The 21020-nt window shown below is 50.4% G+C and carries 20 protein-coding genes; 11 read left to right on the top strand and 9 right to left on the bottom strand.

Going from position 1 to position 21020, the window contains the following annotated elements:
* Window positions 1–8: 8 nt before the first annotated feature.
* The gene (locus tag NT073_RS16095) at window positions 9–704 is read right to left on the bottom strand and encodes a hypothetical protein (RefSeq protein ID WP_297375386.1); all 696 of its coding nucleotides are present in this window, start codon (window positions 702–704) and stop codon (window positions 9–11) included.
* 108 nt (window positions 705–812) lie between these two features.
* Here NT073_RS16095 and NT073_RS16100 point away from each other — a divergent pair, with 108 nt between their 5' ends.
* Window positions 813–2399, top strand: a complete 1587-nt coding sequence (locus tag NT073_RS16100) for an acyl-CoA carboxylase subunit beta (RefSeq protein ID WP_297375388.1) — start codon at window positions 813–815, stop codon at window positions 2397–2399.
* Between the two features lie 156 nt (window positions 2400–2555).
* Here NT073_RS16100 and NT073_RS16105 read toward each other — a convergent pair whose 3' ends face one another.
* From NT073_RS16105 to NT073_RS16115, 3 genes are all read right to left on the bottom strand, one after another.
* Window positions 2556–3260, bottom strand: coding sequence for a hypothetical protein (locus NT073_RS16105; protein WP_297375390.1), 705 nt, complete (start codon window positions 3258–3260; stop codon window positions 2556–2558).
* Window positions 3261–3342: 82 nt separating this feature from the next.
* The gene (locus tag NT073_RS16110; protein ID WP_297375392.1) at window positions 3343–3924 is read right to left on the bottom strand and encodes a Crp/Fnr family transcriptional regulator; all 582 of its coding nucleotides are present in this window, start codon (window positions 3922–3924) and stop codon (window positions 3343–3345) included.
* Window positions 3925–4354: 430 nt separating this feature from the next.
* A complete protein-coding gene (locus NT073_RS16115; protein WP_297375395.1) occupies window positions 4355–5566 on the bottom strand; it encodes an aspartate aminotransferase family protein in 1212 nt (403 codons plus the stop codon).
* Between the two features lie 44 nt (window positions 5567–5610).
* Here NT073_RS16115 and NT073_RS16120 point away from each other — a divergent pair, with 44 nt between their 5' ends.
* The 6 genes from NT073_RS16120 (at window position 5611) to NT073_RS16145 (ending at window position 12799) form a co-directional block, all read left to right on the top strand.
* Complete coding sequence (locus NT073_RS16120; protein ID WP_297375397.1) at window positions 5611–6762, top strand: hypothetical protein; 1152 nt, start codon at window positions 5611–5613, stop codon at window positions 6760–6762.
* A 10-nt stretch (window positions 6763–6772) separates the two neighbouring features.
* Window positions 6773–7678 carry a hypothetical protein gene (locus NT073_RS16125; protein WP_297375399.1) on the top strand — a complete coding sequence of 302 codons (906 nt, stop codon included), beginning with the start codon at window positions 6773–6775 and terminating at the stop codon, window positions 7676–7678.
* Between the two features lie 78 nt (window positions 7679–7756).
* Window positions 7757–7882, top strand: coding sequence for a hypothetical protein (locus NT073_RS16130; protein ID WP_297375401.1), 126 nt, complete (start codon window positions 7757–7759; stop codon window positions 7880–7882).
* Entirely contained in the window at window positions 7879–9567 is a 1689-nt protein-coding gene (locus tag NT073_RS16135) for a sodium:solute symporter (RefSeq protein WP_297375403.1), read from the top strand. Before NT073_RS16130 ends, NT073_RS16135 begins: the two co-directional genes overlap by 4 nt.
* A gap of 91 nt (window positions 9568–9658) precedes the next feature.
* A complete protein-coding gene (locus NT073_RS16140) occupies window positions 9659–10519 on the top strand; it encodes a M23 family metallopeptidase (RefSeq protein ID WP_297375405.1) in 861 nt (286 codons plus the stop codon).
* Between the two features lie 324 nt (window positions 10520–10843).
* The gene (locus NT073_RS16145) at window positions 10844–12799 is read left to right on the top strand and encodes a cellulose binding domain-containing protein (RefSeq protein WP_297375407.1); all 1956 of its coding nucleotides are present in this window, start codon (window positions 10844–10846) and stop codon (window positions 12797–12799) included.
* A gap of 74 nt (window positions 12800–12873) precedes the next feature.
* Here NT073_RS16145 and NT073_RS16150 read toward each other — a convergent pair whose 3' ends face one another.
* From NT073_RS16150 to NT073_RS16160, 3 genes are all read right to left on the bottom strand, one after another.
* Window positions 12874–13626, bottom strand: coding sequence for a bacteriorhodopsin-like (locus tag NT073_RS16150; protein WP_297375409.1), 753 nt, complete (start codon window positions 13624–13626; stop codon window positions 12874–12876).
* 206 nt (window positions 13627–13832) lie between these two features.
* Window positions 13833–14792, bottom strand: a complete 960-nt coding sequence (locus NT073_RS16155; protein ID WP_297375411.1) for a Brp/Blh family beta-carotene 15,15'-dioxygenase — start codon at window positions 14790–14792, stop codon at window positions 13833–13835.
* A 191-nt stretch (window positions 14793–14983) separates the two neighbouring features.
* Window positions 14984–15886, bottom strand: coding sequence for a DUF2911 domain-containing protein (locus tag NT073_RS16160; protein WP_297375413.1), 903 nt, complete (start codon window positions 15884–15886; stop codon window positions 14984–14986).
* A gap of 65 nt (window positions 15887–15951) precedes the next feature.
* On the opposite strand from NT073_RS16160, the gene NT073_RS16165 reads away from it, so the two are divergent.
* The 4 genes from NT073_RS16165 (at window position 15952) to NT073_RS16180 (ending at window position 18612) form a co-directional block, all read left to right on the top strand.
* A complete protein-coding gene (locus NT073_RS16165) occupies window positions 15952–16488 on the top strand; it encodes an NUDIX hydrolase (protein WP_297375415.1) in 537 nt (178 codons plus the stop codon).
* 83 nt (window positions 16489–16571) lie between these two features.
* On the top strand, window positions 16572–16982 hold the full coding sequence (locus NT073_RS16170) for a hypothetical protein (RefSeq protein WP_297375417.1): 411 nt from the start codon (window positions 16572–16574) through the stop codon (window positions 16980–16982).
* A 265-nt stretch (window positions 16983–17247) separates the two neighbouring features.
* Window positions 17248–17622, top strand: coding sequence for a DUF983 domain-containing protein (locus tag NT073_RS16175; RefSeq protein ID WP_297375419.1), 375 nt, complete (start codon window positions 17248–17250; stop codon window positions 17620–17622).
* Between the two features lie 84 nt (window positions 17623–17706).
* The gene (locus NT073_RS16180; RefSeq protein WP_297375421.1) at window positions 17707–18612 is read left to right on the top strand and encodes a carbon-nitrogen hydrolase family protein; all 906 of its coding nucleotides are present in this window, start codon (window positions 17707–17709) and stop codon (window positions 18610–18612) included.
* 31 nt (window positions 18613–18643) lie between these two features.
* Here the strand turns inward: NT073_RS16180 and NT073_RS16185 are convergent, their stop codons facing one another.
* Window positions 18644–20317 (bottom strand): S8 family serine peptidase, encoded by a 1674-nt coding sequence (locus tag NT073_RS16185; RefSeq protein WP_297375423.1) that lies wholly within the window; start codon window positions 20315–20317, stop codon window positions 18644–18646.
* Window positions 20271–20963, bottom strand: coding sequence for a hypothetical protein (locus NT073_RS16190; RefSeq protein WP_297375425.1), 693 nt, complete (start codon window positions 20961–20963; stop codon window positions 20271–20273). Before NT073_RS16190 ends, NT073_RS16185 begins: the two co-directional genes overlap by 47 nt.
* Window positions 20964–21020: the final 57 nt, after the last annotated feature.

The following is a 21020-nucleotide window of genomic DNA, read 5'->3' on the forward strand; positions in this document are numbered from 1 at the left end:
GGAAAAGATTACCGTTGTAATTTACGAAAGCTGTATGCAACCTTTATGCCCAGGGTAGCGCTCAAGGACAGAGCGTTGATCGGACGATACACGTCAAAAAACTGACCGCCAATCGGGTGAATATAGCGTATGCCTGATACGGTTTCGGCAGAGACACGTTCGTGGCGAAGACCCAGACCCGCATAGATATCGTACAGAAATCGTGACGGGTTTGCTGACTTATTTCTTCGACCGAATGCCCGCTGAAGCCCCATTTTCACGTGCCCGCCAATGACCCGCTTATGAATCGGGAAGGCAATAGGTTCATCATGCCCGCCCTCGAACGTAGATATAAAGACGGACTTTGGGCCATTCACAGTCAAAATAAATCCTTCTAATGCCCAATACCGACCAGACGGTGCGCCGGGCCTCCGATAATAGCGGAACTCCGACCGTACCCGCCAAGCCTGCCGTTCATCCAGTTGCCCCTGTTTCAATGCCGAGAGGTTATCAAGAAATGGCGGTCCATACCCTGCCTCCACCTGAATCGCCGTTCTGGAAGAAAGCGTGTACTCGAATCCCGGCTGAAGCATGCTTTCTGTACCGAATAAGGTTAGGGGATTCCATTTGAGTAGAAGTTGCCGGACGGTAGATGCCCTTACTGTGTCCTGGGCAGTCGCATCGACGCAGAAAACCAGCAGAGACAGCAGCAGTAATCGACTCATAAATGATATAAATTTCATTCATCAGTCAAGATACAAATCGGCTCGGAACGGTTGTAATCCGCAAGAAAAATTAACTTTGTCCGTCCTTGTTTTTCTATGACCAACAGTATGCCTACTGAAAACCACCTGGAGTCTAATCAGCTTGATACACCAACGCTTTCCAAAGCCGAAGTCCTGATTCAAAAAAATACCGAAGCCGAACTCGGTGGCGGTCAGAAACGGATTGATAACCAGCATAAAAAAGGAAAACTAACCGCGCGCGAACGAATCGCCCTGCTGGTCGATGAAGGCTCGTTCGAGGAGATCGGTAAGTTCGTGATGCACCGTACCCGCGACTTCGGGCTCGACAAGGAACATTACCTCGGCGATGGCGTCGTTACCGGCTATGGGACCGTCAACGGGCGCCTGACCTACGTGTTTGCGCAGGATTTTACCGTTTTTGGGGGGGCACTCTCCGAAACCCACGCCGAGAAAATTTGCAAGCTTATGGATCTGGCCCTGCAAAATGGTGCCCCGATCATTGGACTGAACGATTCGGGCGGTGCCCGTATTCAGGAGGGCGTCCTTTCGCTGGCGGGTTATGCCGATATATTTTACCGCAACACACGGGCGTCGGGGGTTATTCCGCAACTATCGGCCGTCATGGGCCCCTGTGCGGGTGGTGCGGTATACAGCCCCGCTATCACCGACTTTATTTTCATGGTCGAGAACACGAGCTATATGTTCGTGACCGGCCCCAACGTCGTAAAAACCGTTACGCACGAAACAGTCACCGCCGAAGAATTGGGCGGGGCCAGCACGCACAGCACCAAGTCGGGCGTGACGCATTTCGCCTGTGAGAACGAGCTGGCCTGTATCCAAAGCCTGAAACAGTTACTGAGCTACATTCCGCAAAACTGTGAAGATGAGCCGCCCATGCTGGCCTATGAATCGGGCGATGAGTCGCGGCCGGGTCTCAACGCCATTATTCCGGCAAACCCGAACCAGCCATACGATATGCGGGAAGTAATTGAGGAACTGGTCGATGGAGGGAGCTTCATGGAGGTTCACAAGAATTTCGCCGAGAATATCGTGGTTGGTTTCGCCCGGATTGGCGGACGCAGCATTGGGGTGGTGGGCAATCAACCGGCGGTGCTGGCGGGGGTGCTGGATATTCATGCCAGTACGAAAGCGGCCCGGTTCGTTCGTTTCTGCGACTGTTTCAACGTACCGCTGCTGGTGCTCGAAGATGTACCCGGTTTCTTGCCCGGTACCGATCAGGAATGGAACGGCATTATCACCAACGGGGCTAAACTGCTGTTTGCATTCTGTGAGGCCACCGTGCCCCGCGTAACGGTCATTACCCGGAAAGCGTATGGCGGAGCCTATGACGTAATGAACTCCAAGCACATCGGGGCCGACATGAACTACGCATGGCCATCGGCTGAAATTGCCGTGATGGGAGCCAGTGGTGCCGCTGAGATCATCTTTAAGCGGGAAATCGCGGAAGCCGAAGACCCGCAGGCTAAGTTGCAGGAGAAAGTGCTGGAGTACACCGAAAAATTTGCCAATCCGTATCGGGCGGCTAACCGGGGCTATATTGATGAGGTGATCATGCCCGACCAGACCCGGCAGAAACTCATCCGGGCGTTTACAATGCTGGAAAACAAAGTCGCCACGCTGCCGAAGAAAAAACACGGAAACATTCCGTTGTAAATAGAAACCGGGCTACTAATGGTTCAACGCAGAGATTAAGGAGATACACTTATTGACGCCCAACGCAGCTATTCAGGTTGCGTTGGGCGTCGGCGTAAACAGGGGCAACCTGAAAAAAATCAGGCTTGACAGCCAGGGTAATCAGGAGTTTATCAATCACGGGAGTGGACTTTGCGTTGTTGACGCTGTTTCTTTGCGAAGCAACTGCCGAATAGCAGCCAGATGGGCCAGAATGACCAGTGGAACCAGACACGACGGCAATAGATTAAAGGGGAAATAAATAATGGCGATGTTGGGCTGGTCGAAGGCGAATTGCTGGAAGGGTGTGGGCACAGACAGCAGCGCGTTCACCACAATATTTACGACCAGCGCCAGGCAAACAAGATTCCAGATCAGCAACAATGGTTTGTTAACCCGGTTGCCGATAAACCCAAACCAATAGACAAGCGGAGCCGACAGCCCCGAAAAAATATCGAAGTTTCGCCCCTCGAACGTCATGAGTTCAGGAATGGTTTTCTGCATAAACAGCCATAGCAACACGATTTCTACGGGGATGCGGACGACATGAAACAGCGTTAATGCCCTTATATCCAGCCGGTCGATAAAGGTTTTACCCCAGGCCGTGCTCATCAGCGCCACGATGGTGATTATGGGCGGTAGCAACAGGAGCAGAAGCCGGGGTGGCACCGTATTGGTGACCGTGTAGAACCCGGTAAGGCCCAGGCCCGCCTGAAACGCAATCCAGACTGCCAAAAGGGCCAAAAACGGTTTACGCGCCGGTGTCGCTCGGCCAAACAGCCAACCGGCGAGCAATACGGTAAGCCCGAACATAACGGGAATGTAGAGAGGTAGTTGTTCCATGTCATTATAATTTATTGACAAGGCAAAGGAACGCTGCGTGCTGATCAGACGACCTGCCAAATGGCAAGAAATAACGATCGGACTATTTTTTTACGTATTCGCGCCGTATCCGGCTCAGCGACGTATCGGTGATGCCGAGGTAGGAAGCGATATGTTTGAGCTGGGCGTACTTGAAAATTTCCCGATCCGTGTTTATCAGATTTTCGTACCGTTCTTCAGCACTTTTATTTATGAGCTCCAGCGTTCTCTGCTTAAACACGGCAAACGATTTGACCAGCATCATACGGCCAAATTCGCGGAATTCGGGCGATGAATGGAAGAGTTTATTTAACGTCTCGAACGTGATAGAATAGCCATGGCAATCGGTGATTGCCTGAATGTTTTCGGTTGAAACGGTTTGCATAAAGAGGGATGACACCTCGAAGACATACCTGTTGCGGGCATAAAAAAAGGTGGTCACTTCATTGCCATCGGGGTCGTGCGTGAAAGCCCGCATACAGCCTTCTTCCAGAAAAAAATAGTCGTTGCTGATTTGCCCTTCTTTCAGGAAAAACTCATTTTTTTTGATGGTTCGCTTGTCAAAGTGGTCGATGATGTTTGTCAGTGCTGAACCCCAAACGGGTATGTTACTCTGGATAAACGCGATCAATGCTTCTTTAGCCATATTGGTCGAAACAGGATTGGGTCGGTACGGTTTACGTCGCTATAAATTCCCTTAAAGTAGCGTGAATCCGGGATTAAATAACCTGACTTGCAGCCTATCTCTTTTTGGAAAGACCGTAACCCGGCTTCACCCGGTTCTGCCATGCGCAGACGCGACAATTACATTTGGGAGCACTCATGTTTGACAGATGCCGGAAAGCAAATGGTTGCAAAAGTCGGGTTAACGGCTCATTTTTGTCCACCCAAGCGCAAAACAGCTGCGCCAGTATTTGACGCAGCTGTTTAACTGAATTTATCCGTCAATCAATTGACCCATTTATGTCCATCCCATCCCCTAAAAAGCCCGGTAGTTTAGTACGAACCGTGGTTATAGGACTTTTAATCTTATTTGTAATTGCGTTGATGGTCGGTACGCTGACGGTTCTGTTTCCTTAATCTACAGGTACCGTTACGTATTCAATCGCTTCCAGAATGACCGCGCAGGCCTTTCTGATCTCTTCTTCCGTGATCACCAGCGGAGGGGCGATTCGCATGGAATTGTTACAGAACAGAAACCAATCGGTAATGACACCGCCCACGATGGCGCGGTCAATAACGGGTTTCAGCACATCGAACGAGTCAAATTCAACGGCCAGCATCAATCCTTTACCGCGTACCTCCCGAATAGCCGGGTGGGTCAGCAACTGCCGGAATAATTGGCCTTTGGCCTCGGCCTGTTCGTGCAGGTTTTCGGTTTGAATGACCTGCAACGTCGCCAGCGATGCCGCACACGAAACCGGATGCCCACCAAAGGTTGTGATGTGCCCCAGAATTGGGTTGTTCCGGAATACGCTCATAATATCGGCTGAGCTGATGAAAGCCCCAATGGGCATTCCACCCCCCATCCCTTTGGCGCACAGCAAAATATCGGGTACAACGGGGCCAATGTCTTCAAACGCCCAGAAGGTACCCGTCCGGCCGAATCCCGTCTGAATTTCATCGAAAATCAACAGCGTACCCGTATCGGTACAGCGTTGCCGAACGGCCTGCATGTAAGCCGCTTCAGGAACCCGAACCCCCGCTTCACCACAAACAACTTCCATAACAACAGCTGCGGTACGGTTGCTGATCTGATCAATATCAGGCCAGTGTCCATGCCGAATGTGCCGGATGTCGGGTAGGAGCGGACGGTAGTTGCGTTTGAAATTTTCGTCGCCCGAGAGCGACAGGGCGCCCTGTGTAGAGCCGTGATAGGCATTGAAGAAACTAATAATCTCCGTCCGACCGGTGTAACGTTTGGCCAGTTTCATGGCTCCTTCAACGGCTTCGGTGCCGGAGTTCGTAAAATACACCGTGTTCAGGCCGGGCGGCAGCGTTTGGGCGAGTGCTCGTGCCAGTTCCGTCTGGGGTGTCTGAACAAACTCACCATACACCATCAGGTGCAGGTATTTGTCTAACTGGTTCTGAATGGCTTGCAGCACATGCGGGTGCCGATGTCCGACATTACTGACGCCAATGCCCGAAATAAGGTCCATGTAGACCTCATCAGGCTGCTTTCCAAAAAGATATACGCCTTCGGCCCGTTCGATTTCCAACCCTAAAGGGAAATCGGAGGTCTGGGCTATATGCTGAAAAAATAGTTGCCGGTTCGTCACCGTATGCATGATAAATTATCAATATTGCTCCTTGATTTTTAACACCCACGACCATGAAAACAGTTCTTCTTTTCCTACTGCTGAGTCCAACTATTTTGCTGGCTCAACTGATAAAAGTCACACCACAGGATATTGAACGTAAACAGTCCTACCTGCTTTTTCGGGATGGGACCCTGCTTCGGGGGCGCATCATTCGGCAGGACAGTTCGGTCATCACCGTTCAGAAACGAAATGGAGACCGCTCATTCGTAGAAGCCGACCAGGTTGTCCGTATCTCGTCTAGTCGCCCCGATGCGCCGACGGGTTCGGACCAGACTCACACAACAGTATTTTTGCTGAAGGATGGTACCCGGTTTTCCGGAAAATTCGTTCGCCAGGATAACACAATGATCACGGTACGAAAGAGCAATGGGCAACTCACGTATTTTGAACCGGAATTACTGGCCCGCGTCGACTCGTCCGGGTTAGACACCGGGGCCACTGCGCTCACCGACCTGCCTCGTACGTTTCAGAACCGCTTTTCACCCTGGCTACTGACCGGTAACACGGCCTTTAACGCAGAAAAAGGACGGGTATATTACCGGAATACGTTTCTGATACTCAACGAGCTTCAGTACGGGCTCACCCGTAATCTGAGCCTTGGAGCGAGTGTCAACCCATTTTATGGGAGTTACTCGCCAAGCGCTTTTAGCCCAAGGGAAACGGTGCTGGGGCCAACGATCCGGCTCTCCGGTAAGTTGACATTTCCCATTGGCGAGCAATTTCGGTTCGGTATCAACACTGTTTACCAACCCCGTCAAAAAGGGTTTTTCTACCAAATCGCCCAGCAACTGGTGATCCAGGGGCTTATGTCGTTTGGCGATAGCCAGCGGAATGCAACGCTGGGATATGGACTGCGCATTTTTCCGGATTATACTTCATCGAACAAAATTCCGGTGATTACCGTAGGGGTCATGCACCAGCTATCCCGTAACCTGACTTTCCTGAGCGACAATACCTTCTATTTGAATGCGTATTACGGTAATTCCAGTGCCGATCTCTCGGTGGCGCTGCGTCTCAACCGCAAACGCCATGCCTTCGACCTGGGAGCACTGGCAGCGGTGAAGTCCAATTTCGTCTACTATATCAATGTTCCAGCTCAAAATCAGACCAAAGTATACATCTCGCCCTATATTGGGTATAATTTGATTATCGGCCGTAACTAACCTCCACTACATGAAACAATTATCCCTCCTTTTGCTGCTGATTTTGCCCTATCTCAGTATCGCGCAGGATGAGTATTACCAACCTAAAAAACAACCTCAGCCCACAAAACGCACGTACTCGATACTGTTGAAAGACGGGACGCAACTCCGGGGTGAACTCGTCCGACAGGATAGCGCCGAAGCCATCATCCGAACCACTAATCTGGGCGAAATTCGACTGAATGCTGACCAGATCGTGCGAATTGAGCAGATCGGCACACAGGCCGAAGGTGAAAGTTACCCCAACCTATTTTCGCAAACGATGCGGTTCGCGCCAACGGCTTTTTCGGCCGAGCAAAGCCGACTTTATTATCGAAATTATTTTCTTTATTTCAGTCAGTTTGAGTACGGCATTACGGAAAACTGGAGTGTAGGCACAACCTTCTTTACGTTTTTGCCCACAGCGCTTTTCAGCCTATCAACAAAAGTGTCGATACCCGTTAGCAAACGGGTCCGGCTGGGAATCAACGCGCAGTACGCCGGTTTGCGGGATGGGGGGCTGTTCAATGGCAATGGTAGCGCACTCCTGGGTATTGGCTACGTGCAGGGCATCGTAACGACCGGCGACCGGCAGAACAATACGACCTTTGGGTTGGGGTGGGGTGTGTCGAATGGCGAACTCTCCCGCAATGTGGTGGGTACGTTTGGGCTGGTCCGGAAGGTTAGCCCCAAACTCTCTTTCATCACGGAGAATTTTGTGCTGATCGGGCAGGGTAGTGTGGACTTTGCCGGTGTCCTGTCGGCTGGTATTCGCTTCGATCGCCGTCGGCATGCGTTCGATCTGGCGGCTTATGTTCCCTTGGTTGTAGGCTCGGGCGTATCGAGTTCGGTCCTGTTTATTCCCTACGTTAGCTATCACATAAGAATTGGCAAATAATTTGTTCTAAGGGTATTATCTGACGGTTATGCCGATTTACACTATTTTCGCCGTTATTGTCAGATAAGACAGTTCTGTATGCCCGAAAATCCTACCGATTTACCACCGTTTGCCCGTTCCTGGACGCAGCTTTACGCCATTGTGATTGGCAGCCTGGCTGTCGAAATCAGTTTGTTTTACCTGCTAATGCACTGGCTGTCATGAGTGTTATTGACTGGAGTGTATTGGTTTTTGCGTTAGCCGGCATTATTATTTACGGCCTTATCCGAAGTCGGGGCAGCCGGAGTATGGACGACTACCTACTGGCGGGGCAGTCGCTTCCGTGGTACCATGTGGGCTTATCGGTGATGGCAACTCAGGCGAGCGCCGTTACGTTTTTATCGGCACCGGGACAGGGGTTTTCGGACGGGATGCGCTTTGTGCAATTTTATTTCGGCTTACCGCTGGCCATGGTTGTGCTGTCCATTACGTTCGTTCCGATTTTCCATAAGCTCAAAATTTATACGGCCTACGAATATCTCGAATCTCGCTTCGATTTCCGCGTGCGAACCCTCACCGCCGGTTTGTTTCTGCTCCAGCGTGGGCTCTCTACCGGCCTGTCGATTTATGCGCCTGCCATAATTCTGTCAACCATTCTGGGCTGGAATATTTACTGGACGAATCTGCTCATGGGCGGCATTGTGCTCGTATATACTGTAACGGGTGGTACCAAGGCTATCTCCTATACGCACCTGCAGCAAATGGCCGTTGTGACGTTCGCCATGGCGCTGGCCGGGTTTCTGACCGTTAAGATGCTGCCCGAAGGCGTGGGCTTTGTCGATGCCCTGCACGTAGCGGGCGAAGCGGGGCGAATGAACCTGATCGACCTGAAATTTGACCCCAATAGCCGCTACAACCTGTGGTCGGGCCTGATCGGCGGCTTTTTTCTCCAGCTTTCGTACTTCGGCACCGACCAGTCGCAGGTGGGGCGCTACCTGACGGGCGAATCCATCGGCCAAAGCCGTTTGGGTTTGCTAATGAATGGACTGTTGAAAGTGCCCATGCAGTTTCTGATTCTGCTGGTGGGTGTGCTGGTGTTCGTCTTTTATCAATACAATCCGTCGCCCACGTTTTTCAACAAGCAGGAAACCGACCGGCTGAAAGAGAGTCCGTACGCATCGGCCTACCAACTCGCCGAAATCAAACACCAGAACCTCACAACCCAGCGGCAGAAGGCAGTAATGGATATGCAGGTGGCCCTTAAAACGGATAATGAAGATGCTCAGAATACGGCAGGGAGTGTTCTGCGTGAAACGGATGAGGCTCTGAAACAGGTGAAAACCGATGTGACCAATCTCATTAAGAAGAACAACCCCTCGGCCGATACGAACGATGTCAATTATGTTTTTCTTCGCTTTGTACTCGATTATTTGCCCCACGGGCTGATCGGGCTGCTCATTGCCGTGATCTTCAGCGCGTCGATGGGCAGTATCGCTTCGGCTTATAATTCGCTGGCGTCGACCACAGTGGTTGATATTTACAAACGGCTCATCAAAGACGACTCAGACGACGCCCATTACCTGAATGTATCCCGTTGGGCTACGGTAGGCTGGGGCGTATTCTGTATTGTGGTTGCTCAGTTTGCCAATCGACTGGGCAGTATGATTGAGGCTGTTAATATTCTGGGGTCGCTGTTTTACGGCGTGATTCTGGGCGTTTTTGTCGTTGCCTTCTACGTCAAATCTATAGGAGGTCGGGCTACTTTCTGGTCGGCGATCATCTCCGAAGTCCTCGTTGTTATCAGCTGGTATCTGGATTTAACCGCTTTTCTGTGGCTGAACGTGATCGGCTGTTTATTGGTGGTGGGCATCGCCTGGATACTTCAAAAGGTTATACCACGGCCTGCATGAACAAACCGCAGGCCGTAAGTCTGCTCGGGTAAGAATTAAAACAGTGTTCGGAGAAGTCTGGTTGTAGGTAAGGCACTCAACTTTATTTACAATGAGCATCTTTAATTTAACAGTTTTTAGTGGGGTCTTACTGACGTTATCGGCTATGGGCCAAACGAAAAACTCCTCGTCTGCCGAATCAGCAAAATCCGTGACGGTCGGTCAGGGCGAAGTCGCTCGCTGGGCTGGAAACTGCCTTCGGTGTAGTTTCGAAAAAAGGGCCTGGGATGCGGTCAATGGCACCTGTTATTATCCGGTAGATATGGATATGGAGCCGGGGAAGTATACGATCTCCCGCCGAACAACGGGCGGAAAACTGGAGTCGGCCACGCTTACGGTAACCGAGAATTCCTGTCAGCAGGAAGACATCAAAAACTTTCCTAAAAAGGAATACGTAACTGTGTCGGCTAAGAACCAGGCGAGAGCGGCTAAGGAGGCTGCCATTGTCAATCCGATTATCAGCTACAAGGCAGAGGTTCGTCCGGCCGTATTTGATTTACCCGTGGGCAAGCCCGCTAATCCGCTGCCCAAAGGCGAGGGTAATTTTGGTGCCTGCCGAACGTTTGACGGGCAACCCCGCGATCGGCATACAGGACAGGATTACCCGGTAGCGGTGAGTAAGCCTGTGTTGAGCATTGGAAATGGTAGGGTAGTACTGGCGGCTAATCAGTTTTTTAGCGGCAATGCCGTTTACATTGATCACGGAAATGGATTGGTCAGTGAATATTTTCACCTGAAAAGTTATTCGGTCAAACCGAATCAGACCGTAACCAAAGGCCAAACCATTGGGTTGACCGGCGAAACGGGTCGGGTAACGGGGCCGCATCTGCACCTGGGCGTTCGCTGGCATGGGGCTTGTATCAATCCTGGTTTCCTACTGATCGATCCGTCAGATATGCCGGAAGTACAATAGCCAGGAGTAGCTATATTTATTATGTGAATGCCTGTCGAAAACCCCGGCAGGCATTTTTTTGTCCCTTGTTTCCTGTATCAGAAATGTTTCCGGTCAATGCGATCCAGACATCTGACTTGTTGGTATTTTGTTTATAATCAGTAGAATAAGGCCGTATTCTCATTATTTCATAAATGACTATTAGTTTGGTAGAGTAATGGGCTTTGCTAAGTTCTATGCCCGGTATTATTGATGTCGCCTGTGCACATTAATGAATCAGGGTAGTAGATATGGCTATCATTTCCACAAATCCAAACAAACGTTATGTCATCATTTTTACGCTCAATGAGCCTCGCATGGTTCTGGTTTACGGCCATTTTTCTAATTCATGGAGCCTCCGCGAAACCTTCGCAACAAAGTGGCCCGACACCGCAGATCATCGTTACGCCATCCTCGCTAACTGTTCTGAATTACAGTGAGTATGAAGGTCAGTTTCCGGCCACTTACACGGTGTCGGCAAGCGGGCTAACGAATGATCTGGTCATAACCGCACCGCCCTATTATCTGCTTAGCGCCCGCGGAAATACAGGTCCGAGTCTTTCCCTGCCGATTGTCAATGGGGAAGTATCGCCAACGCAGGTTTCGGTAATACTGCTCGCGTCGTCGCCCGGTACCTTTACGGGCGTTGTTACCAACGTCAGTGGCTCCGCAACAGCAACGGTAGCCGTGAGTGGAACCGCCATAACGCAGTCGGTGAGTGTAAGCCCCAGTGCACTGAATTCGTTTACAACAACGGTCGGCCAGCCTTCTGCTGTTCAATCCTATACCGTGACCAGTCGTGGAGGCTTGTCAGTGGTAGTGAATGCCCCAATGGGATTTGAGATTCGTACGGGCAGCGCTGCGTTTGGAACATCGCTGGTTATTAGTCCGAGCTTGTCGTATAAAAATACGCAGGTCGATGTACGCTTGGTTGGAACAACGGCCGGACCTGTTTCGGGGGCTATATCCAATGACACCTACTACCATTCGGCTCACCTTACATATCCGGTGGCAGTGAGTGGTGTGGTTACACCGGTTGCGGCATCCGCTTCACTGAGCGTGCTGCATCGCGATGCTGATTACGGCAATCGAACGGATCAGACGATCCGGCCTTTTCTTGAACTTAGTAATGAAGGCACTACCGCCATTCCGTATAGCCAGATCACTCTGCGGTATTGGTTTACTGCCGAAGGGGCCTCACCACCTACCGATTTACAGGTATACTACGCTCAACTGGGAACCCGAAACGTTAGAATGAAGTATGTTCCGCTTTTGGAGCCGCGCCAGGGGGCATTCGGGTATGTTGAGTATAGTTTCGATGCATCGGCGGGGAGTTTAGCCGCGGGCAGTCTGTCGGGCCCGATTGAGAATGGTATTCTGAAGCAGGACCGGTCAGCCTTCAACGAGTCGGACGATTATTCGTATGCTACTCCCACTACATTTACCCGTAATTCGCATGTAACGGCCTATCTGAATGGACGACTCATCTGGGGTGAAGAGCCCGTCACTGCACCGGTAGTGCGGCAGGTTAAGGTTTATTCGGCCGCAAAAAATAGTTATGTCACCAGCAGTATCAGTACCGTTCTTGAGGTGCGTAATGCAGGAAATGTGGCAATTCCCCTGCAGGATTTGACAGTACGCTATTGGTTTACGTCCGAAACGAGCCAACTGCTCAATAGCTATATTGACTATGCACAAGTAGGGGTTCAGACCATTAAGCACAACGTTGTTCGACTGGCTCAGCCAGTGTCAGGTGCCGATAGCTACCTTGAACTGGGCTTTTCGGCTGGTACTGCGAACTTGTCGCCCTTGAGCAGTACAGGGCAAATTCTGTTCCGGCTCGTGAAGCCTGACTTCTCGTTGCTGAATCAGGCAAATGATTATTCTCACGGCCCCGTAAGCCTGACCGAAAATCCCCGCATGACCGTCTATTTACAGGGAAATCTGATTTATGGTACCGAGCCGTCGGGTGGCATGGGGCGTGTGGGTGTACCGGACGAAAGCAAGTTGTTACAGGTCACGCTATTGGGAAACCCGGTACAGAATGAACAGTTGATTCTGGAAGCACGTGGTGCTCAGGGTCTTCCTTTGGTTATGCAACTGCTTGACCGCCAAGGTGTACAGGTGTTCGGGAAGGAAATAAGTGAGGCCGCCGATGTAGAGCGGCAGCAGTTGGAGATGAATCGGCAACCGGCGGGAGTATACCTGTTACGCATACGTACACCGAATCAGGAACAGGTACTTAAAGTAATCAAACCATAAACTACTTTGTAAAACAGCCTAAGGCCCGCTCATTTGGCAGAGTACCGAAGAGCGGGCCTTAGGCTGTTACTAGCTTAGGCGTTAACAGCTGTTATAACTTTAGCGGACTCTCTTTTGGTTGATGCTACGGCTGCACCATAGACTACCAGACCAAAGCCAATTTTGTTAACAGCGTCTCCGATGTTGTAAATCAGATCCAGATTAAGGCCCATATTGCCCAGCAGGCCGCCGGGCATTGTCATGTAGCCGATTGGGTAAATACCCCAGCCAATCAGGACAAAGTTACGCAGCAGCCGGACCGCCTTGGATACCTCTGGGTTTGGTGATTGATCGGCCACCTGTTTTACGCTGCCAAGTGTTGCTTCATATACGATACCGATATAGCCGAGGGTCGAGATTGCCCCCCACAGTACAGTCCGGGCCGGGTCGATTGACTCACCAATGTAGCCGGTTACCAGCATGAAGACAGAGTAACCAACCAAACGCCAAAGCGTAGAGGTTTTCCCTCCGTAGGGCTTGATCAGCAAATAAAACTCTACACACATCAGCGGTACTGTAAGCGTCCAGTCAATGTAGCGAAATTCGGTAGGCGATGTCTTTGTCTCAAGCCATACACCCCGCATATAAAAATAGTGTACCGCAGCAATCATGGTGATCAATCCGGAGATGAGCAGCGATGTGCGCCACTTACCATCCACCTCGCTCCGTTCCATAAAGAAGAATACCGAAGCCGCAAACATGGACATATAGCCCGTAAAAAACGTAAATCCAATTACGTCACCTGGCTGAAGAACCTCCAGCAAAATTGAAGAGAGTTGATTAAGCATAGCAGTATGTAGTGAATGATGAAATGGACATGTACAATTAAAACCTAGAATTGTACAACGGGTCAAATGTATTTTGTTTAATCTTTATAAAAAAGTGTTAAACAAAATATATTTTTATAAAAAATGAAAAAGCCCTCCAATTCCTTACAGAGGGCTTTTTGAAGCAGAAAAATAGTGCCTTGTTGCGGTAAATTATTGTAGAAGAGCTATTTACGGAGCAGGTCCAGTTGGTGCATTACCTGAATGTGAGGCAGTGTTATGGTAGAAAGCAGGATGAACAGGTAGGGGAGCGGGTCAAACAGAGGTGTATAACTGTGCCAGATACCCGCCCCGGCCATTAAAAAGCCGAACGCAAGCATTGTAAGGGGAATTGACTGCCGCCAGAGTTTCCAGATTGTTTGGGTAGGCATTCCTGGGCGCTGCATGTAGGTTTGAATAATGCCAAACGAACTAAGCGAATGCCAGCCACCAAAATACAGCATAAAGGCGGGAAGTAAAGGGAGCATGTAGGTAAGGAGGAGTATCATGCCCAGGCGTGCCAGACGCCAGCCATTGAGCCGCATGGGCTGATGGCCTAATGCCAGCATAGCCAGTACAATCGCCAGTGTAGCCCAGCCACGGAGCAATGCCCCGGCCCGACTGACGGCCTCGCCCCAAAGTTTCATGGCCTGCGGGTCATTCTGAATAATTCTGGAGAGAATGGGCGTGACTTCAGCGGCATGGGTGAGTAAGATAAACGCGAGTACGAAGCCACCGGCCACCAGCCTGATCAAGGACCAGTACCGATCATCCGGTGCATTTTCCAGATCTGTTTCGCCAAAATGCCAGGCTGAAATCAATAAAAAGACGGTTAGACTCAACACCGGAAAAAATAACCAGGCTAGCCCATAAATAACAATCATGAGCACATACTTCGTTATAAAACGGGCCAGCGAAAAGGGTTGTGCCTGTCGAAGGGTGCGTTCCTGTTCAATAAGGTGGTCAAGTGCTCCGTGCGGAATTCCAACCAATAAGAGCAGACTTATACAAAAGATCAGTTGAAGAAGTACAGGCAATGGCCCGACCCAAAATTGATAACAGGCCAGTAGAACACCTGCCAGAATGGTTAGCCCGGTAGGCGTACGCTGGATGTAGTGGCCCAGTTTGGCTAACAAGTAAGTAATCATCTCGTAAACAGTGGTTTATTGGTCAAGCCGATAACCAGCGATTTACTTTACTGGTTCATATAGTACTAAAAAATAGTAAATAAATTCTATTAGAAAGTCCCAGGAAGTAGCTAAAGCTTAGCTTTAGCTACTTCCTGGGACTTCATATAACAAAAGCGAGTAGGCGGCTATAGTGAAAGCAGCACGTCTGCTTACGCCTTCTTTTTACCTTTACCGCTTTTTACAGCGGGCATGGCCGGAATTTTGGATTTATACTCCGATACGCTTTTTTCGATGCCTTCCTTAAAGAAAGGAAACACCTGGTCGTTCGATGATTGGCCCAGGGCAAGTGCCTTTTCGGCAAATGGCAGCGCATCCGTATACTTACCCATTTTAGCCAGAATCTGCGACTTGATATACAGGTTACGGAAATTCTCCTGCTTCGCTATTGACTTGTCGATCCAGCCCAAAGCCTGATCCAGATTACGGCCTTTCGACACATTATAGCTGGCCGCTGCCTGTAATACGGCCGCATCGTCGGGCTTCTCCACTACTGCTTTATCTACGTTAGCAGCCGCATTGGCATCCACGTCCACGCGTAGGTCAGCGGAGGCTTTTGCATTGGCCCACATAAAGTTCAATTTAACTGAGTTGTCGGTTAAATCACCAAAGGCAATGGTGAACGTTTCGACCTTTTCACTGTTTTCCTGTGGCTGCAAATCAACCCGCAATACGTCCTGATCCTGCTTGTAAGTTGCTTCTGTAACGGATTTGTCTTTGTTGAAGATCAGGGTGAAGGCTCCCTCGGCTGGAATAGACATGACGGCATAACTTCCAGCCGGTAATGTTTTGCCATTTACCATCACATCGGTTGAGGTGCTGAAAATCGTGGCACCATTAGCACCTGTTCGCCACACTTTTCCGGCAGGGACAAAATCGCCCGTGAATGGTTGGCGACCCCGCAGGCTTGGACGTGAGTAAGTAACGGAAAGATCAGTTGTACCCACGGTTTGCATAACTGTAGCACCGGGGCTGGGTGAAGGCAATTTAATTTGGGCGGTGGTCAATTGAGCTGCTAAACAAAGTGTAGCAGCTGTTAATGAAAGTTTGCGCATGATTGTCTATAGACTATTTAAAAAACAGCCCCAAATTGCGATTTTTTTGCACTAAAAACCAGCACATGTACCGAAATCCCCTGCTTTCGTTGCTTCAACAATACAGTCCGGTCGATACGCATGAACAGACCATGACTCAGGAAACCATCGATTTCGTTCGGGCAAATCCTAACTGCTTCGACCGGTCGTTACTCGTTGGCCACATTACGGGCTCCGCCTGGATATGCAGCCCCGACCGGCGACAAGTTCTCCTGATTCATCATCGAAAACTCGACCGCTGGCTACAACCCGGTGGTCATGCCGATGGCGACCCCGATGTGGTCGCGGTAGCCCTTCGGGAAGCACAGGAAGAAACCGGGCTAACGTCCCTTAAACTCCTTTCCAATGCCATCTTCGACGTTGATATTCACGAAATACCCGCCCGAAAGAATGTCCCAGCACACCTGCATTACGATATTCGTTTTTTGTTCGAAGCAGACCCTGCAGAGCCATTCGGTAATTCCGAGGAAATTAGAAATATTAAATGGTTTTCGTCTGAAAATGCCGAACAACAGATAAATGAAGCATCAATTCTACGTATGCTAAGGAAAAAAGTGCATTAACTATAAATATAGTAGCTATTTTTATTGTTTTTACTATATACGAATCATTAGATTTGTCGTACAGCAAAACCATAGAGATAGCCATGAAATCTATATTTTCACTACTGGTCGGTATTAGCCTGATGGCGATATCCGGTCAGGCCTTTTCGCAGGATGGAGGGAGTAAGAAGCCGCTCAACAATCCGATGTATTCTACCCACAATTACAAACATCCGAATATGGCGGCTAAAGCCCGGGCCTGGGAAAATAAGCCGGGCGTTGCCGTACAGCAGCCTGCGCCAACCGATGCCCGGTATGCGAACTACAAAAACCAGATGCCTAATGTACAGCCGGTGGGTGGCATAACCGTTGATCATACGCCTTCGGCGAGTTTAGCTGACCGCAACTACAAAATCCAGCGGGTAAGTGAGCCGAATGCAACCACCCCTTCGAATGAGTACTATGTTAAGAAGCAAAAGAACACGGATACAACGAACACCAACGTTGGTAACTAGGTATTCTGGTCAACAATAAAATGGGCCATCTGTCATGCAGTTGGCCCGTTTTGCTTTTATTCGTATTCCGCACAACGTCGTGCAGACAGATGCTACCGATGAGTTGCGATTGCGGGTCGCACCACGTCTGAACCGTTGGTTTGTACCATGGATGACTTGGTTTGTCTTTTCAGGCCGAATACGGATGATCTATCTTTGCATTGGAATCATACCCGGCTTTACTGAGTAACAAGCCGGGTATTTATCAACCGAAAACCACGTCGCCATGTCAGCCAATAGCCGTTTTCATAGTATTTTATATAATAAATGCCCACGTTGCGGAGAAGGTGATTTCTTCGTCAAGAAAAGTGCATTCACGCGCGATTTTGACAAAATGCATGAGCACTGCCCTCATTGCGGGGAAAATTTTATGCCTGAGCCTGGTTTCTACTGGGCATCCATGTTTGTCAGTTATGCGTTTTATACCATTTACACACTGCTGACGTTTTTCATTGTCGTTCAGGGACTGGGTGTCAACCTCGATTATTATCTGATTGGACTAGTGCCAACGCTGATAGCCTTGACTCCGTACTTTTTCAGACTAGCCCGTCGAACCTGGTTGTCTATTTTTATCACTCCTAAACAGGTATCCCGTTTGTAGCGGAGTGCAGACGAATGAAATTCCCGCCAAGTTCTTTAAAACCCCTTGTACATTTGGGTGAAAGATCATGAGCCACGGTAAGTTATGAAGGTTAGAGTAGGGGTAGTTCAGGCAACACCCGTGTTTTTTGACATAGTCAGAACGATTGATAAACTCGAAGCACTCGTTGTTGATGGTGCTCGGCAAGGCTGTCAGTTTCTGCTTTTTCCGGAGTCGTTCGTTCCCGGTTATCCCCGAAAATTTACGTTTGGGGCCGCCATCGGCTTACGAACCGATGGCGGACGGGAACTCTACAAAACGTACTGGCAAAATAGTCTGCAACTACCTAGTCCTGAACTGAAGCGTCTGGAACAAATTGCCCGCGATAACGGCGTTTATCTGGCCATCGGGGTAACGGAACGGGATGCCTTGAATGGAAGCCTTTACTGCACGCTCGTCTATGTATCCCCAACGGAAGGCTATATGGGAAAGCACCAGAAAATCAAGCCGACGGGCGTTGAGCGGCTGGTCTGGGCCGAAGGAACCGGTGAACAGTCGCTGGGCGTATTCGAAACGAAAGTCGGGCGCATGGGTGGGTTGATTTGTTGGGAGAACTACATGCCGTTGGCCAGGATGCGCATTTACCAGCAGGCTCCGCAGCTCTATCTGGCCCCCACGGCTGATGCGCGGCCCACCTGGCCTGCTACGCTTCAGCATATTGCCTGCGAGGGCCGCTGTTTTGTGCTGAGCTGCAATCAGTTTTTTACACGCACTGATTATCCGGAAGAGTACCAGGAATTTCTGACGGAGGAAGATGATACATTAAGCCGGGGTGGGAGTGCTATTGTCTCGCCACAGGGAGAGTTTATTGCCGGGCCACTCTGGGACGAAGAAGGTGTTTTAATCGCCGATCTTGAGCTGGATGAAGTGCTGAAAAGTAAGCTCGATTTCGATGTGATCGGGCATTACACCCGGCCTGACTTACTGCCTTTCTCACCCAAAACCAGCTAAGCGGTCAGTCGGCCTGACGGACCGCTACCAACTATTGTTTTACCAGCTTTACTGTCCGTTTCTTATCGCCCGCAACCAGGGTCATAAAGTACATACCTGCCGATAAATTCAGGTAGGGTAATGTAAAGGCGGCCAGCCCGGCTGAGGTATACCGGCTCTGCCAGATCACTCGTCCGGCGGCATTGGTTAATGTAGCGTCGAGTGGGACGTTGGCTTCGATTTCGCCCCATCGAACGCCCAGCGGTTGCACATCACTGAACGGATTAGGGAAAACAAGCAGCTGCCCATAGGTGTCGGCGAGTACAGATGCCCGCTCAAAATTTGGGATGCCGTACCCCAACTGGGCGTCGGGACTCCCAAACTGATTCCCCGACTGGCGAAGTGCATCGGTTACCTGAGCGGCCGTAAGCCGGGGATGAGCTTGCCAGAAACCGGCCGCCAGACCGGCAACGAGCGGAGTGGCAAACGAGGTGCCGTTCCCCGAAACGATCTGTCCACCCGGACTGCCTACAATGGTTCCCTGTCCACGAGCTGCCAGATCGGGTTTGATTCGCCCATCGGCCGACGGACCGAACGAACTGAACGAGGCCCGCACACCAGCTTGGGTAACGGCCCCAATTGCCAGGACAGATACCGCGTCGGAAGGAGCAGATAAGTAGCGCCAGGCGTTGCTTCCTTCGTTGCCGGCGGCTACAACCACAACCATACCTGTTTCGGCAGCAATTTGAGCCCCGCGGGTCGACAGGGCTGTTTTACCATCCAGATTCTGGTAAGTGTAACTGGTCGACGGATCATCGAACTGGGTGTATCCCAGCGACGAACTGATAACATCCACCCCGACACTATCGGCGTACTCGGCTCCCAACACCCAGTTTGCTTCTTCGATTTGCTTTTCGCTGGCTGCATCTTCGGTACGAATCAACACAAACGAGGCTTTGTAGGCGGTGCCATACAACTGCCGGTCGGCGGTGGCAGCAATGGCTGACAAACAGGAAAGGCCATGCGAATCATCCTCGTACACACTCGTTTCTTTTTTGACAAAGTCGTAGGTTGCCACAATGCGTTTGTCATCGAAGAGCGGTTTTAGAAAGCTCACTTTATCGCCATTCAGGAAGCCCGCGTCCAGCACACCAATCAGCATCCCTTCACCATGATACCCCTGCTGGTGCATGATGTCGGCTCCCAACTGGGTTATCTGCGTTTGTGAATTGCCATAATCCAGTGGCGCGTCTGCTAGCATGTTAATAGTGCTGACTTTTTTCGGGGCCGACACCTGATTCGCTGCACTGACTCGCGCATTGGCAAGCGACCGGCCAAATTCAAGTCCTTTTACAATGGAGAGTCTCTGGACGCTGGCTATCGTAGCGTCGGTGGCCTCAACCAGAGCCGCATTGAGCCAGCGAGAGGTAAACCAGACTTTAGCCCCCGCCTGCTGAAGTTGTAAAACATAAGCCGGATTAACGGGCAGGTCGCGTTCCAGAACGCCAATATTCTGCTTTTGCCGACGCAGGATAGACCGTTGTGACAGAAATTGCTCCGGACGGCTTATACTGTAGGGCGAGTTCGCTTTGTCGCGCAGGAGAACCAAAAATTTACGGGTCGACTGCCCAAAACCCGTTAGCTGGCAGAACAGGAGCACGACGACAAGACATCTTGTCTTATTCCTTCCCGTATGTTTGAATGCGATAGATTTGCCGAATGCCATACTCAATCTGGTTTTTTCCTAAACAAGCCGGAGTGTCCGTGCAGAATTGGAGATACGTACGTTCTTTATAGATCATCCCGATTTGATGAGCGTAGATGTCAACGCGTTTGGCCTGCCCGATAAGGGTTGAATCATTCGACGCAATGACCGTGACGGTTTCCCCAAATTCTTTACCCGATACGCTGAAATGCTGCCCGACGTTGCGTGCCTCGTACTCCTCAGATTGCCATAAATTATACCGGTTGCCATTCCAGCGTAGCCCATTGCTGACCGGATACAGAAGATTAACAAAATCCCGACCATTTTCGGTACGAATCACTTCGCTATTGACCAACCGGACCGACCAGACTGAGTCTGTCTGCCATGACTGACCGTTGCTAGTTTGCCGATAGCGCAGGAGACGATACGCCCTGTGGCCGCTGACGTCGGTGTAGGCCGGGCCAACGGTCTCTTTAAGTTGGTACGAGTGCTGAAGAGGCAGGCTATTTCGTACATACTGCGTTTCCTGCACGTCGTAGATACGATAACGACCGGCTTCCAGCGGCATGAAGTCGTATTCGGGTATACCAGGCGCATCCGTTCCAGGTCGGCATCCGCCGATGGCAATCCACAGGACCAACAAAAGAATATATAACCGACTGGACATACGGGAACAAAGGATACACCAAGGTAGCGATGTTGCCCTTTTGATCAAATCGTCGTA

Source organism: Spirosoma sp. (assembly GCF_026391055.1).
Classification (GTDB): Bacteria; Bacteroidota; Bacteroidia; order Cytophagales; family Spirosomataceae; genus Spirosoma.